This window comes from Pedococcus sp. P2_F6, from assembly GCF_056403675.1.
Genome location: NZ_JBFUEZ010000002.1, coordinates 1 through 25,117 on the forward strand (window position 1 = coordinate 1; position 25,117 = coordinate 25,117).

The 25,117-nt window shown below is 69.4% G+C and carries 25 protein-coding genes; 12 read left to right on the plus strand and 13 right to left on the minus strand.

Annotation, left to right across the window (positions count from 1 at the left end):
- The coding region (locus AC1DWP_RS05370) for an integrase core domain-containing protein (RefSeq protein ID WP_477613441.1) at positions 1-248 on the plus strand (248 nt) is incomplete at its 5' end.
- Between the two features lie 130 nt (positions 249-378).
- Positions 379-1,380: a type IV toxin-antitoxin system AbiEi family antitoxin domain-containing protein gene (locus AC1DWP_RS05375; RefSeq protein WP_477613442.1), complete on the plus strand. Its 1,002-nt coding sequence runs from the start codon at positions 379-381 to the stop codon at positions 1,378-1,380.
- 143 nt (positions 1,381-1,523) lie between these two features.
- Here the strand turns inward: AC1DWP_RS05375 and AC1DWP_RS05380 are convergent, their stop codons facing one another.
- The 3 genes from AC1DWP_RS05380 to fdxA all read right to left on the minus strand — a co-directional run bounded on the left by AC1DWP_RS05380 (position 1,524) and on the right by fdxA (position 4,420).
- On the minus strand, positions 1,524-2,819 hold the full coding sequence (locus AC1DWP_RS05380) for a citrate synthase (RefSeq protein ID WP_477613443.1): 1,296 nt from the start codon (positions 2,817-2,819) through the stop codon (positions 1,524-1,526).
- A gap of 112 nt (positions 2,820-2,931) precedes the next feature.
- Entirely contained in the window at positions 2,932-4,086 is a 1,155-nt protein-coding gene (dapC, locus tag AC1DWP_RS05385; protein WP_477613444.1) for a succinyldiaminopimelate transaminase, read from the minus strand.
- A gap of 7 nt (positions 4,087-4,093) precedes the next feature.
- Positions 4,094-4,420, minus strand: coding sequence for a ferredoxin (gene fdxA / locus AC1DWP_RS05390; RefSeq protein ID WP_066673553.1), 327 nt, complete (start codon positions 4,418-4,420; stop codon positions 4,094-4,096).
- Between the two features lie 21 nt (positions 4,421-4,441).
- On the opposite strand from fdxA, the gene AC1DWP_RS05395 reads away from it, so the two are divergent.
- Positions 4,442-5,476 (plus strand): GNAT family N-acetyltransferase, encoded by a 1,035-nt coding sequence (locus AC1DWP_RS05395; RefSeq protein WP_477613445.1) that lies wholly within the window; start codon positions 4,442-4,444, stop codon positions 5,474-5,476.
- A 53-nt stretch (positions 5,477-5,529) separates the two neighbouring features.
- Complete coding sequence (locus AC1DWP_RS05400; RefSeq protein ID WP_477613446.1) at positions 5,530-5,943, plus strand: VOC family protein; 414 nt, start codon at positions 5,530-5,532, stop codon at positions 5,941-5,943.
- 32 nt (positions 5,944-5,975) lie between these two features.
- On the opposite strand, the gene AC1DWP_RS05405 is transcribed toward AC1DWP_RS05400, so the two are convergent.
- The 6 genes from AC1DWP_RS05405 to AC1DWP_RS05430 all read right to left on the minus strand — a co-directional run bounded on the left by AC1DWP_RS05405 (position 5,976) and on the right by AC1DWP_RS05430 (position 13,471).
- Entirely contained in the window at positions 5,976-7,655 is a 1,680-nt protein-coding gene (locus tag AC1DWP_RS05405; RefSeq protein WP_477613447.1) for a VanW family protein, read from the minus strand.
- A gap of 13 nt (positions 7,656-7,668) precedes the next feature.
- Positions 7,669-8,205: a flavin reductase family protein gene (locus tag AC1DWP_RS05410; RefSeq protein ID WP_477613448.1), complete on the minus strand. Its 537-nt coding sequence runs from the start codon at positions 8,203-8,205 to the stop codon at positions 7,669-7,671.
- Complete coding sequence (gene mshB / locus AC1DWP_RS05415; protein ID WP_477613449.1) at positions 8,202-9,152, minus strand: N-acetyl-1-D-myo-inositol-2-amino-2-deoxy-alpha-D-glucopyranoside deacetylase; 951 nt, start codon at positions 9,150-9,152, stop codon at positions 8,202-8,204. The genes AC1DWP_RS05410 and mshB overlap by 4 nt, the downstream gene beginning before the upstream one ends.
- Before the next feature lie 4 nt (positions 9,153-9,156).
- Positions 9,157-10,935 (minus strand): ABC transporter substrate-binding protein, encoded by a 1,779-nt coding sequence (locus AC1DWP_RS05420; RefSeq protein ID WP_477613450.1) that lies wholly within the window; start codon positions 10,933-10,935, stop codon positions 9,157-9,159.
- Positions 10,936-10,951: 16 nt separating this feature from the next.
- Positions 10,952-12,835 carry a translational GTPase TypA gene (gene typA / locus AC1DWP_RS05425; RefSeq protein WP_477613451.1) on the minus strand — a complete coding sequence of 628 codons (1,884 nt, stop codon included), beginning with the start codon at positions 12,833-12,835 and terminating at the stop codon, positions 10,952-10,954.
- A gap of 192 nt (positions 12,836-13,027) precedes the next feature.
- The gene (locus tag AC1DWP_RS05430) at positions 13,028-13,471 is read right to left on the minus strand and encodes a (deoxy)nucleoside triphosphate pyrophosphohydrolase (protein ID WP_477613452.1); all 444 of its coding nucleotides are present in this window, start codon (positions 13,469-13,471) and stop codon (positions 13,028-13,030) included.
- A 251-nt stretch (positions 13,472-13,722) separates the two neighbouring features.
- On the opposite strand from AC1DWP_RS05430, the gene AC1DWP_RS05435 reads away from it, so the two are divergent.
- The 8 genes from AC1DWP_RS05435 to AC1DWP_RS05470 all read left to right on the plus strand — a co-directional run bounded on the left by AC1DWP_RS05435 (position 13,723) and on the right by AC1DWP_RS05470 (position 22,027).
- Positions 13,723-14,715, plus strand: a complete 993-nt coding sequence (locus AC1DWP_RS05435; RefSeq protein ID WP_477613453.1) for an ABC transporter permease — start codon at positions 13,723-13,725, stop codon at positions 14,713-14,715.
- Between the two features lie 55 nt (positions 14,716-14,770).
- Positions 14,771-16,546 (plus strand): ABC transporter substrate-binding protein, encoded by a 1,776-nt coding sequence (locus tag AC1DWP_RS05440; RefSeq protein ID WP_477613454.1) that lies wholly within the window; start codon positions 14,771-14,773, stop codon positions 16,544-16,546.
- A gap of 109 nt (positions 16,547-16,655) precedes the next feature.
- Positions 16,656-17,669, plus strand: coding sequence for an ABC transporter permease (locus AC1DWP_RS05445; RefSeq protein ID WP_477613455.1), 1,014 nt, complete (start codon positions 16,656-16,658; stop codon positions 17,667-17,669).
- Positions 17,666-18,757 carry an ABC transporter ATP-binding protein gene (locus AC1DWP_RS05450; protein ID WP_477613456.1) on the plus strand — a complete coding sequence of 364 codons (1,092 nt, stop codon included), beginning with the start codon at positions 17,666-17,668 and terminating at the stop codon, positions 18,755-18,757. Before AC1DWP_RS05445 ends, AC1DWP_RS05450 begins: the two co-directional genes overlap by 4 nt.
- A gap of 58 nt (positions 18,758-18,815) precedes the next feature.
- The gene (locus AC1DWP_RS05455) at positions 18,816-19,874 is read left to right on the plus strand and encodes an ABC transporter ATP-binding protein (protein WP_477613457.1); all 1,059 of its coding nucleotides are present in this window, start codon (positions 18,816-18,818) and stop codon (positions 19,872-19,874) included.
- 53 nt (positions 19,875-19,927) lie between these two features.
- Complete coding sequence (locus AC1DWP_RS05460; RefSeq protein WP_477613458.1) at positions 19,928-20,236, plus strand: 4a-hydroxytetrahydrobiopterin dehydratase; 309 nt, start codon at positions 19,928-19,930, stop codon at positions 20,234-20,236.
- Complete coding sequence (locus AC1DWP_RS05465) at positions 20,229-20,957, plus strand: VIT1/CCC1 transporter family protein (protein ID WP_477613459.1); 729 nt, start codon at positions 20,229-20,231, stop codon at positions 20,955-20,957. Before AC1DWP_RS05460 ends, AC1DWP_RS05465 begins: the two co-directional genes overlap by 8 nt.
- Before the next feature lie 209 nt (positions 20,958-21,166).
- Positions 21,167-22,027, plus strand: a complete 861-nt coding sequence (locus AC1DWP_RS05470; protein ID WP_477613460.1) for a trypsin-like serine protease — start codon at positions 21,167-21,169, stop codon at positions 22,025-22,027.
- Positions 22,028-22,085: 58 nt separating this feature from the next.
- Here AC1DWP_RS05470 and AC1DWP_RS05475 read toward each other — a convergent pair whose 3' ends face one another.
- The 4 genes from AC1DWP_RS05475 to AC1DWP_RS05490 all read right to left on the minus strand — a co-directional run bounded on the left by AC1DWP_RS05475 (position 22,086) and on the right by AC1DWP_RS05490 (position 25,062).
- On the minus strand, positions 22,086-22,328 hold the full coding sequence (locus AC1DWP_RS05475) for a hypothetical protein (RefSeq protein ID WP_477613461.1): 243 nt from the start codon (positions 22,326-22,328) through the stop codon (positions 22,086-22,088).
- A 102-nt stretch (positions 22,329-22,430) separates the two neighbouring features.
- Positions 22,431-23,087, minus strand: coding sequence for a TOPRIM nucleotidyl transferase/hydrolase domain-containing protein (locus AC1DWP_RS05480; RefSeq protein ID WP_477613462.1), 657 nt, complete (start codon positions 23,085-23,087; stop codon positions 22,431-22,433).
- A gap of 49 nt (positions 23,088-23,136) precedes the next feature.
- Positions 23,137-24,171 (minus strand): GmrSD restriction endonuclease domain-containing protein, encoded by a 1,035-nt coding sequence (locus AC1DWP_RS05485; protein ID WP_477613463.1) that lies wholly within the window; start codon positions 24,169-24,171, stop codon positions 23,137-23,139.
- A gap of 195 nt (positions 24,172-24,366) precedes the next feature.
- Positions 24,367-25,062 carry a hypothetical protein gene (locus AC1DWP_RS05490; RefSeq protein ID WP_477613464.1) on the minus strand — a complete coding sequence of 232 codons (696 nt, stop codon included), beginning with the start codon at positions 25,060-25,062 and terminating at the stop codon, positions 24,367-24,369.
- Between the last annotated feature and the right edge of the window lie 55 nt (positions 25,063-25,117).

The window sequence follows — 25,117 nt, forward strand, 5'->3', positions numbered from 1 at the left end:
GCGGCGAGCTGGGCATCAAGGTCAGCAAGACCCGCCCCTACCGCCCACAGACCAACGGCAAGATCGAGCGCTTCCACCGCACCCTGGCCGACGGGTGGGGCTACGCCCGCTGCTACGAATCCGAAGCCGAGCGACGAGCCGCCCTGTCAGCATGGATCCACGAGTACAACCACCACCGACCCCACACCGCCTGCGGGAACAAGCCACCCATCACCCGCTTGACCAACCTGTCCGGTCAGTACAGCTAGCAAAGGTTGCTCGCAGGCGCTCAGGTTGCACCATGTCCGCGAACAAGTTTCCTGTGCTGGGTCGTGCTCCGACAGCTGGTTGTCCACAGGGACCTCAGAGCGCCTTGGCGATTTCTGGCACGCTCGCGACATGGACCTGCACGACCTCGCGGAGCACGACCTCGTGTCCGCCGCCGCCGCTGCGTCGATCGGAGTGGACCCCTCTGGTTTGCACCGACTGGTGAAGGCCGGCGCCATCCGCCGCGTTATTCGAGGCTGGTATGCCGTGCGCGCACCCGGTCAGGAACGGGCGCCGTGGGAGGGTGCGGACGCCTTCGAACAGGCTCGGCTCCAACATCGCCTGCTTGCCATCGCACTGCTGAAATCGTTCGAGGGACGGGTGGTAGCCAGTCACCAGTCCGCCCTGGTCCTGCATGGGATACCGCTGTGGCAGGCGGACCTCGGCACGGCCCATGTCAGTCGGACAAGAACGAACCACACCCGGCACCGTCGATCGGCGGTCATCCACCCCCAGATCGTCCAGGCGCCCGTGACGACGACGGAAGGCTTCCAGACCGTCCCCTTGGCGCAGGCCGTGGTGCAGGTTGGGCTCTACCCCACCGACGACCACGCCCGCCGGGCGCCGATGGACAGCCTCATCGCGGCTGATTTCGCACTGCACCATGAGCTTGTCACCGAAGAAGCCCTCGCAACGGCGATCGCCCAGCATGCCCACCACCCCGGGATCCCCACGGTGCGGGCGCTGCTCGCCAAGGCTGACCACCGCCACGAATCCCCCGGGGAGACCAGGTTGGCCCACACGATGCGTCTGATCGGCTATCGGTTCACTCCACAGGCACCCCTACCGGGTGGTCGCGGATACCGCGGTGACTTCCTCCTGGACGAGGATCCTGTCGTCGTGGAGTTCGATGGGTTGGGCAAGTACGCGCTGGCCACACCGACCGCCGCTGAGGGCAGCGCCGCCGCCCACCGTCAGAACCTCGCCGCAGAGAAGCGTCGCGAGGAGGACGTCCTTCGTAGGTCGGCCCACGAGTTCGTCCGGTTCACCTGGTCAGAGGTCGACAACCTCCCCCTCGTCCGGGAGCGAATCGACGCAGCCGTGGCGCGCGCAAGGCTGCGCCGCCCGGCCTGACGTGAGCACGCGGCATACCAGGGAGCTCGGCAACGCCCTATCCCGGCGCGTCCCAGCACAGGGAAGTCAATGGTGGACGGGTTGCAACCTGTCCACCATCACCCAACCTTTGCTAGCAAAGGTTGCTGCAGAAGCAGGGAGGGTCAGCGGCCGCCCATGGCGACGTAGTCGCGCTCGGTCGCACCGGTGTAGATCTGGCGCGGGCGGCCGATCTTGGTCTGCGGGTCCTCGATCATCTCGCGCCACTGGGCGATCCAGCCCGGGAGGCGGCCGAGGGCGAACAGCACGGTGAACATGCGCTCGGGGAAGCCCATCGACTTGTAGATCAGGCCGGTGTAGAAGTCGACGTTCGGGTAGAGCTTGCGCTCCACGAAGTAGTCGTCCTCCAGGGCCCGCTGCTCGAGCTGGAGCGCGATGTCGAGCAGGGGGTCGGAGACGCCGTCCTTGGTGAGGATCTTGTCGGCGGTCTTCTTGATGATGGCGGCGCGCGGGTCGTAGTTCTTGTAGACCCGGTGGCCGAAGCCCATCAGCTTGACCCCGTCCTCCTTGTTCTTGACCTTCTTGACGAAGGTGTCGACGTTGCCACCGTCCTGGTGGATCGTGTTGAGCATCTCCAGGACCGCCTGGTTGGCCCCACCGTGCAGCGGGCCGAACAGCGCGTTGATGCCGGCCGAGACCGAGGCGAAGAGGTTGGCGTTCGACGAGCCGACGAGACGGACGGTCGACGTGGAGCAGTTCTGCTCGTGGTCGGCGTGCAGGATCAGGAGCAGGTCGAGGGCCTTGACCATGTCCTCGTCCATGTCGTACGGCTCGGCCGGGAAGCCGAACGTCATGCGCAGGAAGTTCTCGGGCAGCGACAGCGAGTTGTCGGGGTAGAGGAACGGCTGGCCGACCGACTTCTTGTAGGCGTAGGCCGCGATGGTCGGCAGCTTGGCCAGCAGGCGGACCGTCGAGATCTCGACCTGCTCCTTGTCGAACGGGTCGAGGCTGTCCTGGTAGAACGTCGACAGCGCGGACACGGCGGACGACAGCACCGGCATCGGGTGGGCGTCGCGCGGGAAGCCGCCGAAGAACGCCTTGAGGTCCTCGTGCAGCAGCGTGTGGCGCCGGATCTTCTGGTCGAAGTCGTCGAGCTGGGTCTGGCTCGGCAGCTCGCCGTAGATCAGGAGGTACGACACCTCGAGGAAGCTCGACTTCTCGGCAAGCTGCTCGATCGGGTAGCCGCGGTAGCGCAGGATGCCCTCGTCACCGTCGATGTAGGTGATCGCGCTGCTGCACGACGCGGTGTTGACGAACCCGGAGTCCAGGGTGACGTTGCCCGTCACCTTCATCAGCTTGGAGACGTCGTAGCCGTCGTTGCCCTCGGCTGCCTTGACCAGCGGGAGCTCGAGGGTCTTGCCCCCGGCCGTCAGGGTGGCGCCAGCGGTTGCGTCTGTCATCCGAAATCCATCCTCCACGTCGTGCGGGCGCCCCGATCTGGTGTGCGTGCCGGGCGCTTCTCGCGCACTGCGACGCTACCCCAACTCACGGGGCTGTCGGGAATCGGCCCGGCTACCTGGCGAGACGCTCGGCGGCCGCGGCGATGCGTTCGTCGGTGGCGGTGAGGGCGATGCGCACGTGCTCGCGGCCAGCGGCGCCATAGAAGCTGCCAGGAGCCGCCAGTATGCCGCGGGCGGCCAGCGCGCCGATGGTCACCCAGGCGTCCTCGCCCCGAGTCGCCCACAGGTAGAGGCCGGCGTCGGAGTGCTCCACCCGCAGGCCGAAGGCCTCGACGGCGGCACGGAGGGTGGTGCGCCGCGCGGCATACCGGGCCTTCTGCTCGGCGACGTGGGCGTCGTCGCCGAGGGCGACCGTGAGGGCCTGCTGCACCGGCCACGGCACGATCATCCCGGCGTGCTTGCGCACCTCGAGCAGTCGGCGAACCAACGTCACGTCGCCGGCCACGAAGGCTGCTCGGTAGCCCGCGAGGTTGGACTGCTTGCTCAGCGAGTAGACCGCCAGCAGTCCCTCGTGGCTGTCACCGCAGACCCGCGGGTCGAGGATGCTCGGCGTCGTGGGGACGTCGGGGTCGCGCTCGGAATCGGGCCGCCAGTCGAGCTCGGCGTAGCACTCGTCACTGGCCACGACCACACCGTGCTGGCGAGCCCAGGCGACGACCTTGGCCAAGTGCGACACACCCAGGACGCGACCGGTCGGGTTGCTGGGACTGTTGAGCCACAACAGCTTCGGCGTCGTGGCGGGGGTCAGCGGTCCCAGCGCGGCGAGTCCGTCGACCACCTGGGGTCGCGCCCCGGCCAGCCGAGCACCGACGTCGTAGGTCGGGTAGGCCACGCCCGGGAAGCCCACGATGTCACCGGCACCCAGGCCCAGCAGGGTCGGCAACCAGGCCACCAGCTCCTTGGAGCCGATGGTCGGCAGGACCCCGTCCGGGTCGACGCCAGGCACGCCGCGACGTCGGGCGAACCACGCCGCCACCGCCTCGCGCAGCGCGGGCGTGCCGTAGGTCTGCGGGTAGCCCGGCGCGTCGGAGGCGGCACGCAGCGCCTCCTGGACGACGGCGGGTGTCGGGTCCACGGGCGTGCCGACGGACAGGTCCACCAAGCCACCGGCCGGTCCCCCAACAGCGAGACTCGCCCGCTCCTTGTACGGAGCGAGCGAGTCCCAGGGAAAGTCAGGCAGGGCGCGCAGGCCCTCGCCGCCGATCACCCGTCGATCACTCGTCGTGGGACTGCGGCGGCAGGTCGGCGATCAGCGGGTGGTCCTTGGGGATCAGGCCGAGCTTGGCCGCACCGCCGGGGCTGCCGAGGTCGTCGAAGAACTCGACGTTGGCCTTGTAGTAGTCGGCCCACTGCTCGGGGGTGTCGTCCTCGTAGTAGATCGCCTCGACCGGGCAGACCGGCTCGCAGGCACCGCAGTCGACGCACTCGTCGGGGTGGATGTAGAGCGACCGCTCACCTTCGTAGATGCAGTCGACCGGACATTCCTCGATGCAGGCCTTGTCCTTGAGGTCCACACAAGGCTGGGCGATCACGTACGTCATGGCGCACATACTATGCGGCCCATGTCGACCGACGTCAGCAACCTCCCCCTCGGGTCCCGAGTCGTGGTCAGGTGGCGACTGGAGAACCCCGACGCGGCCACCGGAGCGACCCTCACCGACAGCGTCGGCACCCTCGTCGGACGCGATGCCGACACCGTGTCGGTCGAGACCTCGCGCGGCCCCGTCACCATCGCGGTGGACCGGATCACCGCGGCCAAGGAGGTCCCTCCGAAACCCTCGCGCCGCGGCGCAGCGCACCTCGCCCTGTCGATCGAGGACCTCCAGCGCGTGATGACCCCCTCCTGGGGTGCCGTCGAACGGGGCACCCTGGGGGACTGGGTGCTCCGCGCCTCCGCCGGCTACACCCAGCGCGGCAACTCCGTGGTGCCCGTCGGCAGCCCCGGCAAGCCCCTCGAGGACGCCGTCAGCGAGGTCGAGGCCTGGTATGCCGCGCGCGGCCTCCCAGCGAAGTTCGCCCTCGCGGGGCCGCAGGGCTTCGACCCCGCAGGCGACCCGTTGGGCGCGCTGCTCGTCGCCCGGGGCTATGCCGCGGGGAGCCGCACCCTGAACCTGACGGCAGCCCGCGAGACCATCGCGGCCGCCGACCCCGGGGGTCCGAGCCTGACCCTCAGCGACGAGCTCACGCCGGAGTGGCTGGAGGCCTACCGGCGCACCCGGGCCACGGTGCCCGGCGCCACCGAGACGGTGCTGCGCGACAGCCCCCGGGTCGTCTTCGCCAGCATCGCTCCCGGTGGCGGGCTCTCGCAGCAGCTGGGCCTGCGTGCGCCCGGCGCGGCAGGCACCACGCCGATCGCGTTGGCACGACTGGGGATCGGCGCCGGTTGGGCGGGGCTGGGCGCGGTCTGGACGGACCCGGCATACCGGGGACGCGGCCTGGCCGCGCACCTCACCGCCGCCCTGGCCGCCTTCCTGCGCCACGAGGACGTCGCCCTGATCCACCTCCAGGTGGAGCACGACAACGACACCGCCATCCGGCTCTACCGACGGCTCGGCTTCGACGTGCACTCGTCCTACGTCTACCTCACGCAGCAGTGACCGCAGCCGAAACCGGCTGGCGCACAGGTGGCCCCGGCCGACAGAGTCGTCGCATGACCTCCCGCATCTCGCACACGACCGTCGACTCAGCCAACGCCCACGACCAGTCCGTCTGGTGGGGCCGCCTCCTCGGGTTCTCGGAGGACCCGCGCGACCCCAACCTCCCCGGTCACGAGGAGTGCATGATCTTCTCCCCCGACGGGCGCCAACGGGTGCTGTTCATCGAGGTGCCCGAGGGCAAGACCGTCAAGAACCGGATCCACTTCGACCTCTGGCCGACCGACCGGACGATGAACGAGGAGGTCGAACGGCTGCTCGCCGACGGAGCCACGCTGGTCGACGACCTGCGCGACCACCACGGTCCGGGCACGGGCTGGGTCACCCTGGCCGACCCCGAGGGCAACGAGTTCTGCGTGCTGCGCAGCGAGTCCGAGCGTCCCGACCCCTATGCCCACCTCGTGAGCTGACCTCAGCCGCCGAGACGTCAGCCGTCGAGACGTCAGCCGGCGCTGGGGTGCGTGCAGGTGACCTTGTCCTCGGGGATGTAGTGCGTCGAGAAGCTGGACGTCTTCACCGTCTTGCCGCCCTTCTTGAAGACCCGCGTGACCGTCACGTCGAAGCCGGTGCTCGCCGACTGCGTGACGCAGCCCGGCCGGTCGTCGACGATGGTCTTGGGCTGCACGACGTTGCGGCGCGGGCCCTTCACGGACTCGATGTCCCAGACCTTCGTGCCGTGGAAGGTCACGGTGATGGAGCTCGAGGACACCGAGGCCTGGATGAGGATCCCGTAGCCGGTGTCGTTGGTCCACTTCTGGTCCACGTCCGGCCAGGAGACCGTCGCCTCGCGGCCCTCGGGGTAGCGCGAGATGTAGAAGCTGTGCGGCAGGTACTGGTCGATCCGCACACCGGAGAAGAAGGCAGCGTTGAACGTCGTCGTGGACACCTGCGAGACGCCGCCGCCGTAGTCCTTCTTCAGCCGGCCGTCCTCGATGACGGGGGCCGACATGTACCCCTTGGCCGCCGTGCGCTGGCCCAGCGTGGCGTTGAGGCTGAACTGCTCGCCGGGACCGACGTAGGTGCCGTTCAGGGTGCGCGCCGCGATCGTGATGTTGTTGGTGCGCGGCGGGTTGTAGGGGAAGTTGGTCGTGAAGGTCGAGACCACCTCACGCGGCTTGATCTTCTCGGCCTCCGCAGTCGTCAGCTTGGGCTGCACGACCGTCGTGACGACCGTTGCGGTCCGGGCCGGGTCGGTCATGGCCGGGACGAAGGCCGCGACCACAGACTTCTCCTCGAGGGTCGCCCCAGCAGCGGCAGGGACCACGACGACCTTGGTGCCCTTGAAGGTGATCTTGGCGTCTCTGGGCTTCGCCTCGAGACCGGCGGCCGCGGCAGCCTTGCGCACTGCCGCAACGAGCTTCGCGTTGTCGACCACCGGTGCGAGCTTGCCCGTGGGGTCGGCCTGCATCGAGATGCTGGGCGCGTAGGCAGCGGGCGCGACGGCGAAAGACTTGGCGCCGACCTTGACCGTCACGGGGCCCGACATGGCTGGGTTGGCGAACTCGGCCACGGCCCGGTCGACCTCCTCGGCCGACACCGCGGGGGCAACCTGGTGCAGGCGGGGAGCGATCCCTGACGTGGTCGGCCATCGCGCAACGATCTCGTCGGCGGTCTCGGCGACCGAGAGCGTGGCGCCAGTCTCGGGCTTGACGACGGCGACCTTCCCACCCGGGAACGTGATGGCAGCCTGCACGACGGGGGTGTCCAGGGTCGCCTCGGCCCCCTTCACCGCCGCCTCGAGCCGAGGCCGGTCCACAGTGGTTCGCAGCTTCTCGTCCGAGCCGCCCGTGAGCTTGTCCCAGAGGTCCGCCGGCTGGGCGCTGAAGCCGGAAAGCCCGTCGACCGTGCCGGCGTAGTCGATGGCGAGCCCGGCAGACCTGGGGTCGATCTCGAAGGTCTTGTCACCGGCCTTGAGGGTCAGCTTGGCGGACTCCTTGGCCCCCAGGGCCCGGCGCAGCGTGCTCTCGGCCGAGTGGGGCGACATGCCGCCCACGGGCACGCCCGCGACCGTCGAGTTGGCGGGGATGTGCCGGCCGAGGAACCAGGCCATGCCCAGGTAGGCGGCCAGCAGGACCGCCACGGCGACCCCGAGACGCAGCGCCGATGAACCGCTGTCCTTCACGGGTGGACTCCCATCACTTCAGCGCCTGGTAGCGGCTGCGGTAGTACACCAGCGCATCTGCGGGGTGCTCGTTGCTCGACAGCGACACTACTTCGCCCAGGACGACGCTGTGGTCTCCCGCCGGGTGCACGGCCGTGGTGCGCAGCTCGATGGTGGCGAGCGCGTCACTCAGCAGCGCGACGCCGGTGGCCGGACCTCGACCGTGCGCGATCCGGTCGAGCTGGCCGTGCAGCGGTCGCCCCTGCGTGGACAACCAGTCCGCCACGGGCCGCTGCGCCGCCCCCAGCACGCTGACTCCCCAGACCCCCGAGTCGATGATCGCGTCGTGGAACCGCGCATCCACCTCGACGCACACGAGCAGGAGCATCGGGTCCATCGACACCGAGGTGAGGGCGTTGGCGGTCATCGCGTGGTCGTGTCCCCCGCTGAAGGTCGTCAGGACGGCGACCCCCGTGGCGAACCGCCCCATGGCCAGCCGGAACTGGTCGGGGTCGACCGGGCCCACGCCCAGCGGCAGCGCGGAGTCCCCCGCAGCGTCCAGCGGGCTCATCGCGGCCCATCCAGCGGCCCAGCGAGAAGCCCAGCGAGAAGCCCGGTATGCCGCGTGGTCGCCCCCGCGGCGCCTGCCGCCTCGTCGTACGCCCCGGCTGTCGCCAGCCGTCCGGTGACCGGGTCGAGCAGCGCGAAACCCTCTCGCCCGGGGATCCGGGCGGCGATGTCGTTCGACAGGGCGTACACGTCTCCCGTGTCGGCCACGGTGACCTGCGTGACGTGGTGCCGCAGGGCGTCTGCCTGCACGGGCACCAAGGCGGGGTCGACCACCTCGTGGGTCACCAGGGCGTCGGCCACGACCGACGGCGGGTACTCCCCGTCGGGGTCGGGCAGCGACCAGCCGGTCCCGACGGGCGGGTGCTCGGCCAGCCACTCGCGGTCCTCACGGGCCCATGAGGCCGGCGTCAGCACGGCATACAAGGGCGGTCGTTCGTCCTCGGGCAGGGCACGGAGGGCCGCGCAGGTGACCCGATGGGTCTGGATGTGGTCGGGGTGGCCGTAGCCGCCCTGCTCGTCGTAGGTGACGACGACGACCGGCCCGACCCGGCGCACGACGCCGGCGACCAGGTCGGCGGCCTCGCCGAGGTCGGCGTTGACGAACGCGCGAGGGTTGGCGGCGCTGGGCGTGCCGGCCATGCCGGAGTCGCGGTAACGCGACAGTGCGCCCGTCTCGGCGTCCTCCCCCAGCACCTCGTGGGTGACCCCGAGCGTCTCCATGGCGGCCCGCAGCTCGGCGAGGCGATGGGGCCCGAGCGCGTCTTCGTGCGCCGCATCCAGGTGCTGGAGCCCGGGCGGGATCACCTCACCCTCCTCGCCCAGCGTGCACGTCAGCACGTGCACGGGGTGACCGGCCCGCACGTAGTGGGCCATCGTGAGGCCAGCCGTCAGCGTCTCGTCGTCGGGGTGGGCGTGGACGAATAGCAGCGGCTGGGCGGGGACGGTCACGGCGCTATTTCACACCCACCGTGGCGAGGTCGACGAACCCGCCCAGCGCCTCGTTGGCGCCCAGGCCGGTCACCGAGCTGCCGGCGACGTAGAGCGCCTTGCGCTGCGCGAGGGCGATGAAGGCGCCGCGCTCGGCCAACGACGCGTCCAGGGCTGCCCACGCCGTCGCCTGGCTGCTGAGGTCGTGCAGGGCCCCGATGCGGGTGATCTCCTGGTTGACCGCCGGGTCGGAGAAGCCGCCGAAGTCGCGGCCGTTGCCGTTCTTGGTCACGTTGATCCGGCTGTCGAACAGGGGCGGGATCACCGTGGAGGCGGAGGGCCATGCGGGCGCCCAGTTGGCCCAGAACACATCGGTCTGGTCAGTGCGTCCGGGAGCCGACACCTCGGCGAAGTAGTCCTTGGCGATCGGCTGGAGCTGGATGGCAAAACCCGCCTCCTCCCACCCGTTCACGAGGGCGGCCAGTGCCTTGTCGGACGTGGGGGTCGACCGGTAGGCGACGCGGACCTTCACCGGCAGGGTGAGTCCCGACTCCTGCAGCGCCGCCCGGGCCCGCGCGGCGTCACCGGACGGACCTGACCCGACCGGGTCGACGTCGCTGTGTCCGGGCAGGGAGGGACCGATGAGCGTGTGGGCCGCGCTGGCTGCGCTCGCGCCGCCCAGAGCCGTGACGTACCCCTCGCGGTTCGTCGCGAGGGCAAAGGCCTGGCGCACCTTGGCGTTGCGCATCACGCCCTTGACCTGGTTGGGGGCCAGGTAGTCCACGAACTGTGCCGAAGGGTTCACCGACCGGGCCGAGAGGGCTGCGTCGGAGAGGATGTGCTGCTGCATCGCCGGGGGCGCCGAGTCGAGGGTCAGCGACTGTCGGTTTGCCTCGTCGTCGTTGACCACCCGTTGCACCGCGGTCTGCGACTCCGTGCCCTCGACGTAGTCGATGGACGTCGGCCGCCCTTGGCGAATGGGGTCAGATCCCTTGTCCCACTTGGGGTTTCGCACGAAGGTGCCGCCGGAGCTCGGGTCCCAGGGCGTCTTGAGCTGGTAGGGGCCGTTGGAGAACACGGCATAGGTGCCGTCCTTGCCCTTGTCCTGCGACTGCTTGAAGGGGGCGAAGACGGGCAGTGCGACGACCTGGTTGAAGTCGGCCATCGGCGTGCTCAGCCGGTAGGTGACGGTCGAGCCGTCGCAGGACACCGCCTTGTCGAAGGCCGCCTGCCCCTTGGGGTCCTTGGCATCGGGACCGGAGTAGCTGGAGGACCCGTCCGCCTTGCGGGGGATGTCGAGGTAGGCCAGCGGGTAGTTCAGGCCCTCGGAGGCAAACGGCTCCGCGAAGGACCGGGAGGCGCCATAGCGCAGGTCCTCGCACGTGACCGGCGACCCGTCCTGCCAGGACGCACCGCTGCGGAGGGTGAAGGACCAGGTCTTCAGCGTGGAGTCGACCGTGCCCGCCGTGGTGGCGAGGTCACCCTCGACAGTGCGCTGGTGGGCTGCGTCGGCACCCGCCGGGAACGCCGTCAGGGTGCGCACGAAGACCCTGCCCGCGAAGGCGATGTCCTGCGCCGTCGACATGCGCTGCGGGTCCCAGGTCGCGACCGGTCCCAGGCTCAGGACGGACAACCGGCCCGCCTCGGCGGCACCGCCGCCGCCATCGGACCCGACTCCCGTGCAGCCGGACACCCCGAGGGCGGCAACGGCCACCCCCACGGCGAGGGCCTGAACCCTGCGGACGCGTTGCCCGAGGATGCCGCCCCGGAGGGCGGCCGTCCTCGGGATCCGCTGTGCCTGCATCGCTCCCAGCACGCGCTCAGGCGTTGCGGGCCCGAGCCGCGCTGCGCGCGCGCACGGTCTGGTCGAGCTCCACCTTGCGGATGCGGACCGCCTCGGGTGTGACCTCGACGCACTCGTCCTCGCGGCAGAACTCGAGCGACTGCTCGAGGCTCAGCTTGCGCGGGGGCACGATCTTCTCGAAGTTGTCCGAGGAGGAGGCGCGCACGTTGGTGAGCTTCTTCTCCTTGGTGATGTTGACGTCCATGTCGTCGGCGCGGGAGTTCTCGCCGATGATCATGCCCTCGTAGACCTCGGTGGTCGGGTCGACGAACAGGGTGCCGCGCTCCTGCAGGTTGACCATGGCGTAGGCCGTCACGACGCCGGTGCGGTCGGAGACGAGCGAGCCGCTGGTGCGGGTCGTGATGGTGCCGAACCACGGCTCGTAGTCCTCGAACACGTGGTGGGCGATGCCCGTGCCGCGGGTCTCGGTGAGGAAGAGCGTGCGGAAGCCGATGAGGCCGCGCGACGGCACCAGGAACTCCATCCGGACCCAGCCGGTGCCGTGGTTGGTCATCTGCTCCATGCGCCCCTTGCGGGTGGCCAGGATCTGGGTGATGGCGCCGAGGAACTCCTCGGGCGTGTCGATGGTGAGGCGCTCGACCGGCTCGTGGGTCTTGCCGTCGACCTCGCGGGTGACCACCTGCGGCTTGCCGACGGTCAGCTCGTAGCCCTCGCGGCGCATCTGCTCGACGAGGATCGCCAGAGCCAGCTCACCACGGCCCTGCACCTCCCAGGCGTCGGGGCGCTCGGTGGGGAGCACGCGCAACGAGACGTTGCCGACGAGCTCCTTGTCGAGGCGGTCCTTGACCATGCGGGCGGTGACCTTGGAGCCACGGACCCGACCGACCATCGGGCTGGTGTTGGTGCCGATGGTCATGGAGATCGCGGGCTCGTCGACCGTGATGACGGGCAGCGGGATGGGGTTCTCGGCGTCGGCGAGGGTCTCGCCGATCATGATCTCGGGGATGCCCGCGATGGCAATGATGTCGCCGGGACCGGCCGACTCGGCAGGCTTGCGCTCGAGGGCCTCGGTCATCAGCAGCTCGGTGATCTTGACCCGCTCGACGGTGCCGTCGACCTTGCACCAAGCCACGAACTGACCCTTGCGGATCGTGCCGTTGTGGACGCGCAGGAGAGCCAGACGGCCGAGGAAGTTGGAGGCGTCGAGGTTGGTGACGTGGGCCTGCAGCGGCGCCTCGTCGTCGTAGACCGGGGCGGGGATCGTCGACAGGATCGTCTCGAACAGCGCCTCGAGGTCCTCGGCGTCCGGCAGGCCGCCGTTCTCGGGGCGGTTCATGGACGCGCGGCCGTTCTTGGCCGAGGCGTAGACGATGGGGAACTCGATCTGGTGCTCGTCGGCGTCGAGGTCCATGAACAGCTCGTAGACCTCGTCCACGACCTCCGCGATGCGGCTGTCGGGACGGTCGACCTTGTTGATGCACAGGACGACGGGCATCTTGGCCGCGAGCGCCTTGCGCAGCACGAACCGGGTCTGCGGGAGCGGCCCCTCGGACGCGTCCACGAGGAGGACGACACCGTCGACCATGCTGAGGCCGCGCTCGACCTCGCCACCGAAGTCGGCGTGACCCGGGGTGTCGATGATGTTGATGGTGGCACCGTCGGGCAGACCGGCCTCTGCGGCTGCCTTGCCGGCGTAGTGGATCGCGGTGTTCTTGGCGAGGATCGTGATGCCCTTCTCGCGCTCCAGGTCACCGGAGTCCATCGCCCGCTCGTCGACGTGCTGGTGCTCGCCGAAGGCACCGGCCTGCCAGAGCATCTTGTCGACCAGAGTGGTCTTTCCGTGGTCAACGTGGGCAACGATGGCGACATTGCGGATGTCATCGCGGGTCTTCATAGGCATGAGCACCATTGTCTCAGGCTTTTGAGCACGCGCTGACCATGCGCGCCTGCGCGCGTGAGCACGCCCACACCGCCACCACGGGTGGTGAGGTATGCCGCACGGGGCCACGCGGCATACCTCACCTTTATCGGGTCTAGGGGTTTGGGGCGACTTCACCCCGGAACCGTTTCGGGGTGAAGGCAGCCTTTGTCCCTAGACCCGATAAAGGCGGGGCGCGATCGCGTCGACGATCGGCAGGTCTGCGGGCAGCCACGAGACGTCGTGGAGCTCTTCCCGGCGCAGCCAGCGCAGCTGGTCATGGTCCTCGATCGGAGCCGCGACACCGGCGGTCACACGAGCCAGCCACACCGTCATGGCGAACGCCTCGCCGAGGGGCCAGCGGCCGTCCTGGAGCGGGCCCGGCACCTGCGCGCCCAGCTCCACCTCCACGCCGAGCTCTTCGCGAACCTCGCGGTGCAGCGCCTCCTCCTGGGTTTCCCCCGGGTCGACCTTGCCGCCGGGGAACTCCCAGCCGCCCGCGAGCGCCGGTGGCTCCGTCCGTCGGGCAGCCAGCAACACCGTGGGGTGCAGGAGGTCGTCGACGATGGCCGCGCCGACCACTGCCGCCACGCGAGCCCCCTCCGGCTGGGTCGTCATGCGTCCCACTGTGCCAGTTTTGTCCCTGCTCGCCGCGGACTCGGGATTTCGTGGACCGGCGGTGGCGGTCCGGAGGATCTCCGTCGCCGCGTCACGATTCGGCATCAGGTTGTTGTGAGGGACCCACGCGAGCCGGATGATGGGCGCCGAAGGGCTCAGCGCGTTCCGTCCCACAGTCGGGTTGTCCGACGCTACGCTGCCCGACGAACAGGCAGGGACACGGTCGTCAACAATGGAGGTGTGCGCCACCCATGAGTGCTCCCCTAGAGCTCGAGCCGGGCGCCACGACAGCGACGCCCGAGAGCGTGCTGGAGGGTGCCGGCAAGATCGAGGGGCGCTCGCTGGGCCAGATCGCGTGGGGTCGCCTCAAGCGCGACAAGCTTGCGCTGGCCGGTGGGCTCGTCGTCCTGGCCCTCATCGTGATCGCGGTGTGCGCGCCCCTGATCGTCGGCCTGCTGGGCCACCCCCCGAACGAGTTCCACCAGAAGCTCATCAACCCCGACACGCAGGTGCCGATCGGCAAGTACGGCGGCGCCTCCGCGGACTACCCCTTCGGCCTGGAGCCGGTCAACGGCCGTGACCTGTTCAGCCGCGTCCTCTACGGCTCGCAGATCTCGCTGCTGATCGCCTTCCTGGCGACCCTGGTCTCGGTGGTCATCGGCACCGCGCTCGGTGCCATCGCCGGGTTTGCCGGGGGGATCGTCGACACGATCATCAGCCGCGTCATGGACATCTTCCTCGCGTTCCCCATCCTGTTGTTCGCGCTGGCCCTCGCCGGCGTGATCCCGGACCGCGCGTTCGGCCTCAGGGGCGATGCGCTGCGGATCTCCGTCATCGTCTTCATCATCGGCTTCTTCAACTGGCCCTACGTCGGCCGCATCATCCGCGGACAGACCCTGTCGTTGCGCGAGCGCGAGTTCGTCGATGCGGCACGCAGCCTCGGCGCACGGTCGCCGCGTGTGCTCGTCAAGGAGCTGCTCCCCAACCTCGTCGCGCCGATCCTCGTCTACTCGACGCTGCTCATCCCGACGAACATCCTCTTCGAGGCAGCACTGTCCTACCTGGGGGTCGGCGTCCAGCCGCCGCGCGCCACCTGGGGCGGCATGCTCTCCGACGCCGCCCAGTGGTACCAGGTGGACGCCTGGTTCCTGCTGCCTCCCGGCCTGGCCATCTTCGTGACGGTGCTGGCCTTCAATCTGTTCGGGGACGGCCTTCGTGACGCCCTCGACCCACGGGCGCGGTAGAACCCACCGCACCCACGCAGTTCCCTCCTACACCGAACAAGGAGCGCAACCACACATGAAGAACAAACGCATTCTGGCGATCGCCTCGGCATCTGCCCTTGCCCTGGGGTTGTCCGCGTGTGCCGACAACTCGGGTGGCTCGGGCAGCTCCGGCAGCTCGAGCAGCGGAGCCGACGCCAAGCCGGCTGCCAACGCCGCGGTTGGCAAGATCTTCCGGCCCTCCGACACCAAGGGCGGCACGCTCCGTTTCGGTATGGCGGGTGACTGGGACTCGGTCGACCCCGGAGACACGTACTACGGACTCTCCTGGAACTTCCTGCGCAACTACGCGCGCACCCTGGTCGTGTTCAAGTCGGCACCCGGTTCGGGTGGCACCGAGCTCGTTCCGGACCTCGCGACGTCCTTGGGCAAGGCGAGCGACGGCAACAAGACCTGGACCTACACCCTGCGTGACGGGCTGAAGTACGAGGACGGCTCCGCGATCACGTCCAAGGACGTCAAGTACGCCGTGGCGCGCCAGCTCGACAAGGACACGTTCCCGAACGGGCCGACCTACTTCAACGACTTCCTCGCGGACGTCCCGGCGGGGTACTCGGTCTACAAGGATAAGAACCTCGACAACCTGAAGGCCATCGACACCCCGGACGACAAGACCATCGTCTTCCACCTGAAGACGGCCTTCTCCGGGTTCGACTACTTCGCCCAGCTCCCGGCCACCTCGCCGGTCCCCGTGGCGAAGGACACCGGTACCAAGTACCGCGAGCACGTCATCTCGACGGGTCCGTACAAGTTCACGACCTACCAGTTCGGCAAGCGGTACGAGCTCGACCGCAACCCGAACTACGACCCCAAGACCGACCCGGAGTCCGGCCGCAAGGCTCTTCCGGACAAGCTCACGGTCGAGCTCGGTCTCAACGCGCCCGACATCGACAACCGCCTCGAGGCGGGTGACCTCGACGTCGACATCGCCGGTACCGGAGTCCAGGCCGCGTCGCAGGGCAAGATCCTCGCGAACGCCGACCTCAAGGCGAAGACCGACAACGCCGCCGCCGCGCGCACCTGGTTCACCGTCATCAACAGTGACGTCGCACCGTTCGACAACGTGGACTGCCGCAAGGCGGTCGAGCTGGCCTACGACAAGACCGGTTACCAGCGCGCCTACGGTGGCGCCACGGGTGGCGACATCGCGACCAGCCTGATGCCGCCGGTCGTCCCGGGTCACGTCGACTTCGACCTCTACAACTTCAAGTCGAAGCCTGAAGGCGATGTCGAAGGCGCCAAGGCCGCGCTCGCCAAGTGCGGTCAGCCGAACGGCTTCGAGACCACCGTCTCGTACCGTGCCGAGCGCCCGAAGGAGAAGGCAACGGCCGAGTCGCTCCAGCAGTCGCTGGCCAAGGTCGGCATCAAGCTGAACATCAAGCCGTTCCCGACCTCGGACTACACCAAGCTCTACGCCGGCAAGCCCGACTACGCCAAGAAGAACAAGCTCGGCCTGATCATCTACGGGTGGGGCGCTGACTGGCCGGACGGCTTCGGCTTCCTGAGCCAGATCATCGACAGCCGGGTCATCCGTCCGTCGGGTAACACCAACCTCGGTATCAAGATCCCCGCCGTCGACGCACTGATCGACAAGGCTCTCGCCGAGAACGACAAGACCGCGCGCGAGAAGATCTGGGGCGACGCCGACAAGCTCGTCATGGACAACGCCGCAGTCATCCCGGGCGTCTGGTCGAAGGGTCTGCTCTTCCGCCCCGACAACCTGACGAACATCTTCGTCAACGACGGGTTCAACCAGTACGACTACACGGCGATGGGTACGTCCAAGAAGTAGCAGCTCCACTCCCACCCACCAACGCCACCCAAGAAAGTAGGTGGGGCGTCGACACGGTGGCGGTCAGCCGGCCAGGCTGGCTGACCGCCACCGCGTCTAGCCACTCACAGTGCTGACCTACATCATCCGGCGAGTCTTCGGCGCGGCGATCCTGCTCTTCATCGTGAGCGCGGTCGTGTTCTGCATCTTCTTCCTCGTCCCCCGTATCGGCGGCGCCACCGCCGATGACCTCGCCTCCCGCTACGTCGGCAAGAGTGCCGGCCAGGAGCAGATCCACGCCGCTGCCCTGCGCCTCGGCTTCACCGACCCCCTCTGGGAGCAGTACGGACGGTTCGCCAAGGGCATCGTCGCAGGGGCCAACTACAGCACGGGCGCGGGTGTGGACCACTGCCCCGCACCCTGTCTCGGGTACTCCTTCGTCAGCCAGAACCCTGTGCTGCCCGATCTGCTCGACCGGCTACCGGTCACCCTCTCCCTCGCGTCCGGCGCGGCCTTCCTGTGGCTCCTCGGCGGGGTGGCGACGGGTGTCGTCTCGGCGCTACGCCGAGGCACCGCCCTTGACCGGTCGATGATGGGCGTCGCCCTCGCCGGCGTCTCCCTCCCCATCTTCTTCACCGGACTGCTCAGCCTGAGCGTCTTCAGCTATGCCCTCGGCATCACTGCGCCCGGCGGCGCGAACCCGATGGACGCGAGCAACCCCCTCGACTGGGCCTACCGCCTGCTCCTCCCGTGGATCACCCTGGCCTTCCTGTATGCCGCCGCCTACGCGCGGCTCACCAGGGCGGGCATGCTCGAGACCATGAACGAGGACTACATCCGCACCGCCCGGGCCAAGGGGCTCGGCGAGCGCGACGTCGTCATCAAGCACGGCCTCCGGGCGGCCCTCACCCCGATCCTGACCATCTTCGGCCTCGACCTCGGTCTGCTTCTCGGCGGCGCGATCCTCACCGAGACGACCTTCTCCCTGCCGGGCATCGGGCAGTACGCAGTGCAGGCCGTGACCAACAACGACCTGCCCAAGGTGCTCGGCGTGACCCTGATCGGCGCCTTCTTCATCATCCTGGCGAACCTGGTCGTGGACCTCCTGTATGCCGTCATCGACCCGAGAGTGCGAGCCTCATGACCCAGACCACCGACCGCACGGCAAGCCGCCCGGACACGGTGGGCATCGGCGGTATGGGCGCGCCGGCCAAGGATGCGTTCCTGTCCGTGCGCGACCTGCGCGTCCACTTCCCCACCGACGACGGAGTGGTCAAGTCCGTCGACGGGCTGTCCTTCGACCTTGCCCGCGGGAAGACGCTCGGCATCGTGGGCGAGTCAGGCTCCGGCAAGAGCGTGACGAGCATGTCCATCATGGGCCTGCACAAGCCGGGAACCGTCAACATGTCCGGGTCCATCCTGCTCGACGGCGAGGAGCTCGTCGGCGCCACGCCCAACCAGATCCGGGCGCTGCGGGGCAAGAAGATGGCGATGATCTTCCAGGACCCGCTGTCGGCGATGCACCCGTTCTACACGGTGGGCCACCAAATCATCGAGGCCTACCGGGTCCACAACGACGTCCCGAAGGCGACCGCCCGCAAGCACGCGATCGACCTGCTCAAGCGCGTCGGTATCCCCCAGCCCAGCTCGCGGGTGGACGACTATCCCCACCAGTTCTCCGGTGGGATGCGGCAGCGCGCCATGATCGCGATGGCCCTCTCGTGCGACCCAGACCTGCTCATCGCCGACGAGCCGACGACCGCACTCGACGTCACGGTCCAGGCGCAGATCCTCGACCTCGTCCGCGACCTCCAGAGTGAGTTCAACTCGGCGGTCATCATCATCACCCACGACCTGGGGGTCGTGGCCGAGCTGGCCGACGACATCATGGTGATGTATGCCGGCCGGTCCGTGGAGTACTCCTCCTCCGAGGAGATCTTCGAGCGACCGCAGCACCCCTACACCTGGGGCCTCCTCGGGTCGATGCCACGGCTGGACCGCGAACGCACCGAGCGCCTGCTCCCAATCAAGGGCACTCCGCCCAGCCTGATCAACGTTCCCTCGGGCTGCCCCTTCCACCCACGGTGTGCCTTCGGGGACCGCACCAACGGCCTGGCCACGAGTGAGCGCCCGGCGTTTCGCGAAACCCTTCCTGGCCACTACGTTGCGTGCCACCTCGACGACGGGGAGCGTGGCCGGATCTGGGAGACGGAGATCCTCCCGAAGCTGTGATCCCGTCACCGCCGCCCGACGAACCCATCGCTGACCCCACCCACCTGGGAGCCACATCGTGAACACAACGTCCGACACCACCGAGGCCACGCCGTCGCGGCCCGCGACGAGCGGTGATGCGCTGCTGTCGGTCACCAACCTGACCAAGCACTTCCCCATCAGGCGCGGGCTCCTGCAGCGTCAGGTCGGGGCCGTGCAGGCAGTCGACGGTCTCACCTTCGACGTCGCCAGGGGCGAGACGCTCTCGCTGGTCGGCGAGTCCGGTTGCGGCAAGACCACGACGGGTCGGATGCTCACCCGGCTGATCGAGCCCACGGACGGCAAGATCGTGTTCGACGGCCGGGACATCACGCACCTGTCGACAGGGAAGATGCGGCCGCTGCGCCGTGACGTCCAGATCATCTTCCAGGACCCCTACGGCTCGCTGAACCCACGGCACACGGTCGGCACCATCGTGGGCGCCCCCTTCCAGCTCCAGAGGGTCAAGCCCAAGCAGGGCACCAAGAAGGCGGTGCAGGAGCTGCTGGAGCTGGTGGGGCTCAACCCCGAGCACTACAACCGCTACCCGCACGAGTTCTCCGGCGGCCAGCGGCAGCGCATCGGCATCGCCCGCTCGCTCGCCCTGCGGCCCAAGCTGATCGTCGCCGACGAGCCGGTGTCGGCCCTCGACGTCTCGATCCAGGCCCAGGTCATCAACCTGCTGGAGGACCTCCAGAACGAGCTCGGCCTGACCTACGTGGTTATCGCCCACGACCTGTCGGTCGTGCGGCACATGTCCGACCGCGTCGCCGTCATGTACCTCGGCAAGATCGTCGAGCTGGCCGACCGTGACGACCTCTACACGCGCCCCATGCACCCCTACACGACCGCACTGCTGTCGGCCGTGCCGATCCCGGACACCAGCCGCCGGACCAAGCGCGAGAGGATCCGCCTCCAGGGCGACGTCCCGAGCCCGATCAACCCGCCGCCGGCCTGCCGCTTCCACACACGCTGCTGGAAGGCCCAGGAGATCTGCAGCACGCAGGAACCACCCCTGGTCGACCTCGCCCCGCGGCACCAGGTCGCCTGCCACTTCCCCGAGAACGTCTCACCGGCAGCCCCCGCAGCCGGCGGGTGAGGTGAGGCTCGGCTTCGGTGACAGGTGCGGACTTCCTTGCCAGAGTAGGAGGCATGAGCCGACTGCTGACTGACGAGGAGATCGGGCGCCAGCTGGGCGACCTGCCAGGGTGGACCCGCGACGGTGACGAGATCTCGGCGAGCTACGAGGCGCCGGACTTCCCCACGGCGATCCGACTGGTTGACGAGGTCGCGATCGAAGCCGAGGGCATGGACCACCACCCAGACATCGACATCCGTTGGCGCACAGTCAAGTTCGTGCTGTCGACCCACTCCGAGGGCGGACTCACCCAGCTGGACGTCGAGCTCGCCCACCGCGTGGCCCAGGCATCGGCACGGCTGGGGGCGACCAGCGGTGGCTGAGGCCGTGGCCGCCGAGCTCGAGCCGCACGAGGGTGAGGAGCACAGCCATGGCATCGGGGCCCGCCTGAACTGGCTGCGCGCCGGCGTGCTCGGAGCCAACGACGGCATCGTCTCCACGGCAGGCATCGTGATCGGTGTCGCTGCCGCCACTGTCGAGCGCTCGACCATCGCGACGGCCGGGATCGCAGGGCTGGCCGCTGGCGCGATGAGCATGGCCGCGGGCGAGTACGTCTCGGTCAGCACCCAACGTGACACGGAGCAGGCCTTGCTGGACAAGGAGCGCGGCGAGCTGCGGGACATGCCCGAGGAGGAGCTCGAGGAGCTCACCCAGATCTACCAGGACAAGGGGCTCACGCCCGGCCTCGCCGCCGAGGTGGCGCGCCAGCTCACCGCCCACGACGCGCTGGGCGCTCACGCCGAGGCCGAGCTGGGCATCGACCCGGAGGAGCTGACCAACCCCTGGCACGCCGCCTTCGCGTCGATGGTGTCGTTCACCCTCGGCGCCCTGCTGCCCCTCGTAGCGATCCTGCTGCCACCGATCGGCGCCCGCGTCTGGGTGACCGCGGTGGCCGTCGTGACCGCCTTGGCCCTCACCGGGTGGGGAAGCGCCAGGCTCGGCGAGGCGCCTCCGCGACCCGCGGTGCTGCGCAACGTTGCCGGTGGCGTCCTGGCGATGCTGGTCACCTACGGCATCGGCGCCCTCGTCGGCACCCAGGTCTGAGTCGCCCACACTGGCGCGACACCCGGCCTTCGAGCTGCGGCGGAGGCCGAACACCCGGCGGCGAGCAGCTCGCACGGGTGAGCACGCGGCACACGTGAGCACACGGCATACCTGCGGGGAATCCCCTCGATGAGTCTGGACAGGTGGCGAGGCTCGCTGTTGAATGCGGGTCGTCGCCCACCGGGGCGACACGACCGCAGGGAGTCCGCATGAAGCTTCGCCGCGCACTGGCCGTCTTCGGCATCACCACCGCCATGGTCGGGGGCACGACCCTCGCCGCATCAGCCATCACCGGGGGCGACCTCGACGGCAACGCCCACCCGAACGTGGGCATGATCGCGTTCTACGACGGGACCGGACGGTTCCGCTGCAGCGCCACCCTCGTCTCACCGACGGTGCTGGTCACCGCCGCGCACTGCACCGACGGGACCGTCGGCAAGACCCTTGTCACGTTCAAGTCCGTCGTGGCAGAGGCGCCGCCGTCGCCGCTTCCCATCGCAGCCGACACTGCCGCGGGCTACACCTCCGCGGAGCTCGCGGCCGCGGGCTACCTCAGCGGCACTGCGCACACCCACCCGGGCTACTCGAACTTCACCGACCTCAGGAACTGGAACGATGTCGGGGTCATCGTGCTCGACGCCCCAGTGACCGGAATCGTGCCAGCCACCATCGCCCCGACGAACTACCTCGACAAGTACACGCCCAACGTGCTGAACAAGACGCTGTTCACGGCGGTCGGCTACGGCACCGAGGCGCGTCAGGCCGCCAGCGGTCCGCAGAAGCCGACGCCGATGTCCTACCCGATCGTGCGTCGGGTCACCGACGAGGTGGGCCAGAAGCTCACGCCGCAGGTCCTGCAGGTCAACGGCAACGAGAACGACCCGCGTGGTGGCGGTGGCACCTGCTTCGGTGACTCCGGAGGCCCGTCGTTCAACGGTGGCTACCAGGTGACGGTGACGAGCTACGGCTACACGAACAACTGCCGCTACCTCGGTGGCCTCCAGCGGATTGACATCCCCGTCGTCCAGACCTGGCTGCTCACCGAGTTCGGAGTGAGCCACGCCGGCTGATCCCGCACCTTTTTCGCCGAAGCGGCGGCGCCCCACGAGGGCGTCGTCGCTTCGGCGTCTACACATCGTGCTTGCCGGTGGCGACGGCTCCGACGACGGCATCGGCGACGGCGGCGACCTTGACCTGGGCGGGGGCGTGGGTGGCGCCGACTGCCCTGCCCGTCCCCGTGAGGGGGATGGACAGCCCGGCCAGGACGAGGGCGGTGGCTGCGAGGCGATGGCTGCGCTGACGGAAGGACACCGGACGCACGGCGGCTGACGTGAGGGGCACGGGACGGAGGGTGGCGGCTGCGGTGGTCATGGCTCCACCCTCGGTGGTCGGGCTCCGGCCCCGGTATGCCGCCGCTGTGGGGTTGCTGTGGACCTCACCCGGGCGGTCTGGCGGGCAGACGGGACTCCGGCGTCAGTCGCCGAGCCGGTCGGCAAGCCGGTCGCCGAACTGGTCCGGGGGCGCACCACGGAGCTGCTCGAACGTCGGCCCGGCGCCGGTCAGTGCCTCGATCAGGCCGGCGAGGGGGGTGGGCAGCGCAGCCATGTCCAGCGTCGCCGCCATCGCGGCCGCCATGAGCTCCTTGCGTCCGGATGCCGCACCGGCGAACCGGTGCACCTGTTCGTGGAAGCTCCCGGACACCCAGGCGGGCTGCTGGGTGAGCATGGCGAACCGCTGCGTGAGGCCGAGGTCGTCCAGCAGGGTGCGGAGACCGTGCTCGCCCAGGTCTCTCATCAGCTCGTCCTCGAGATCGCGGTCGCAGACCTGGAAGCCCCACCACGGGAGCTCGTCCACGGTCGCGACGGCACACCCGACTCGTCGAAGCGCGCGGACGAAGAAGCGCGCCTCGGGGGCGTCGCACATGCCCAGCACGCGCGGGCTGTCGGCGGCTTCGGCCGCGGCCAGCAGATGCCGCCGGATGTTGGTGGCCCCGTGCATGTCGACCAGCTGGATGCCCTCGTCCGCGAGGCTGACCCCCGAGCGCTCGGCCACCACCCGCACGGCCGCCGCGTCGCTGGCGCCCTCGAGCAGGACCCACACGCGACACCCCACGGGCACCGAGACGGTCATGGACCCAATCTGCCAGAGTCCCCACGTCGGGTGGCGTCCGGTGGTGACGTCACCGTTCGCAGACGATCCCGTCGTGGTCGCGGTCCTGGTACCAGCCGTACTCGGGGTCGATGCCGCTGCGGTAGGGGCCGTAGCCTGCCGCGTTGGCCTCGCGGCAGGTGCCGAACCTGGGGTCGGTGCCGCCGGAGGTGGAGGGCTCGGGGGTGGTGGTCCGGCTGGGTGTCGGGGCAGCCTGCTCGCGGCCACCGCCGAGCGGGATGGCCCCAGCCTTGGGCAGTGGCTGCCCGGGACAGGCCGTGAGCACCCGCACCATGGCGTCCCGCTCCGCGGTGGTCACCGTCAGTCCGTAGCGGTGCTTCACCGCGATCTGGCGGGCCACGTAGGCGCAGCGGGTGGCCTTGCGCGGCGGCAGCCAGGTGGCGGCGTCTCCGTCACCCTTGCGCAGGTTCGTGGGCCCGTCGACGGCGAGCAGGTTGAGCGGGTCGTTGGCGAAGGCTGTCCGCCGGGTCAGCGACCACTGCTGGGCGCCCTTCTGCCAGGCGTCCGACAGGGCGACGACGTGGTCGATCTGGACGGCGTTCGAGGTGCCCTGCCCGCGGACGAAGCTGATCGTGGAGCTGGTGTAGGGGTCGTTCAGCGTGCCCATGAGGACGAGGCAGCCGTGGGTGCCGGCCTTGAGGGTGAAGCGCTCGAGGTCGCGGCGAAGGATGTCGTTGCGGGTGTCGCAGCCGTTGCGGTCGACATCGGCCCAGGCCTGGCCGAAGCGGGCACGGTCGTAGCCGGTCCTGGGCGCTCGTCCCTTGATGACCAGCGTGGCCAGCGTGGTGACCGCGGTGCCGGGTCGGACGGTCCTGCTCGGCGTGGGCGTGGCCTGCGGGGTGGCCCTCGGGGTGGGGTCCGTCGGGAGGAGGCCTGCGGCGGGCGTCTGCGCCGTTGGCGGCTCGGTGCTCGAGGTCGCTGACGACGAGGAGGCGGCGACGGCGACGGTCGGCGTTGCGGACGCAGACGCCGGCCCCGCTGAGGTGTCGGGGCTCAGCGAGTCGGCAACCGCCGGGCCGCAGGCCGACACGACAAGCGCCGTCAAGAGTGCACCGGCAGCGGTGGGCCAGTGGAGGTCAGGACGGCGGATCATGAGGCGGGACAGGCACTTTCGCTCGGCGAGGTGGCAATGCCGCAACGCTAGGCGGGGCCGACATCCTCGTGGACCGAACGGGACAATCCTGCCCAAACAGACGATCCAAACCTGACCGGACTCGCGACGGCGACGCCCGCGCAGCCCCTACTTCAGCAGGCTGACCCCGCGCGCGATGACGAGCACCGACAGCATGAGGGCGGAGACCGACTCGAGTGCCATCAACATCTTGGCGCGCGGCGACAGCGGCATGGTGTCCGTCGGGCTGAACGCCGAGGAGTTCGTCACCGAGACGTACAGGTAGTCGACGAACCCCGGCACCCACCCCGACTTGGCCGCCGAGCGGGCGGCCACCTCGTAGATCGCGTCGTGGTCCTCGTCCTGCGGGAAGCGGAAGTCCGCCACCGGAAGGCCCGGCCGTGCGGTCTGCGTGCGCTTGACCGGACCGCCGCGGTCCAGCTCCCAGTAGGCGAGCGCGAAGACCAGGACGTTGGTCAGCCACACCTGACCAGCGGCGAGCAGCAGTCCGGGTCCATCCTCGGCGGTTCCGCCCACCAGGGCTCGCACGAGCAGGACCAGGGAACCGGCGTTCGTCGCGGCGATGAGCAGCACCAACGCGATCGAGACCCTGCGCAGCCAGCGGTTGTCACGGGTCATCCGGCGCGGGTTGGCGGCCACGAGCGGGATGAACAGCACCGCTTCGAGCACGGGCACGGCAAGGCGCGGGCCGAGCACCAGTCCCGCAGGCAAGGCTGCGTAGAGGCTGATGGCCACGAGGACCGCCAGGGCTGCGGGAAGGCGGACCTCGCCCGGGTGCTGCTTGCGGTGGATCTGGGTGCTCACACGCTTGGTCTAGTGCCCCAAGTGACGAGGATCCGGCTGCCACACCGGAGACGAC

Bases quoted from the DNA above. Each gene is read 5' to 3' on its own strand.
- AC1DWP_RS05395 (WP_477613445.1), top strand. From the start codon at position 4,442: ATGTCGACCGACGTCAGCAACCTCCCCCTCGGGTCCCGAGTCGTGGTC.
- AC1DWP_RS05470 (WP_477613460.1), top strand. From the start codon at position 21,167: ATGAAGCTTCGCCGCGCACTGGCCGTCTTCGGCATCACCACCGCCATG.
- AC1DWP_RS05435 (WP_477613453.1), top strand. From the start codon at position 13,723: ATGAGTGCTCCCCTAGAGCTCGAGCCGGGCGCCACGACAGCGACGCCC.
- AC1DWP_RS05375 (WP_477613442.1), top strand. From the start codon at position 379: ATGGACCTGCACGACCTCGCGGAGCACGACCTCGTGTCCGCCGCCGCC.
- AC1DWP_RS05430 (WP_477613452.1), bottom strand. From the start codon at position 13,471: ATGACGACCCAGCCGGAGGGGGCTCGCGTGGCGGCAGTGGTCGGCGCG.
- fdxA (WP_066673553.1), bottom strand. From the start codon at position 4,420: ATGACGTACGTGATCGCCCAGCCTTGTGTGGACCTCAAGGACAAGGCC.
- AC1DWP_RS05475 (WP_477613461.1), bottom strand. From the start codon at position 22,328: ATGACCACCGCAGCCGCCACCCTCCGTCCCGTGCCCCTCACGTCAGCC.
- AC1DWP_RS05450 (WP_477613456.1), top strand. From the start codon at position 17,666: ATGACCCAGACCACCGACCGCACGGCAAGCCGCCCGGACACGGTGGGC.
- AC1DWP_RS05420 (WP_477613450.1), bottom strand. From the start codon at position 10,935: ATGCAGGCACAGCGGATCCCGAGGACGGCCGCCCTCCGGGGCGGCATC.
- AC1DWP_RS05380 (WP_477613443.1), bottom strand. From the start codon at position 2,819: ATGACAGACGCAACCGCTGGCGCCACCCTGACGGCCGGGGGCAAGACC.
- AC1DWP_RS05410 (WP_477613448.1), bottom strand. From the start codon at position 8,205: ATGAGCCCGCTGGACGCTGCGGGGGACTCCGCGCTGCCGCTGGGCGTG.
- typA (WP_477613451.1), bottom strand. From the start codon at position 12,835: ATGCCTATGAAGACCCGCGATGACATCCGCAATGTCGCCATCGTTGCC.
- AC1DWP_RS05460 (WP_477613458.1), top strand. From the start codon at position 19,928: ATGAGCCGACTGCTGACTGACGAGGAGATCGGGCGCCAGCTGGGCGAC.
- AC1DWP_RS05480 (WP_477613462.1), bottom strand. From the start codon at position 23,087: ATGACCGTCTCGGTGCCCGTGGGGTGTCGCGTGTGGGTCCTGCTCGAG.
- AC1DWP_RS05440 (WP_477613454.1), top strand. From the start codon at position 14,771: ATGAAGAACAAACGCATTCTGGCGATCGCCTCGGCATCTGCCCTTGCC.
- AC1DWP_RS05400 (WP_477613446.1), top strand. From the start codon at position 5,530: ATGACCTCCCGCATCTCGCACACGACCGTCGACTCAGCCAACGCCCAC.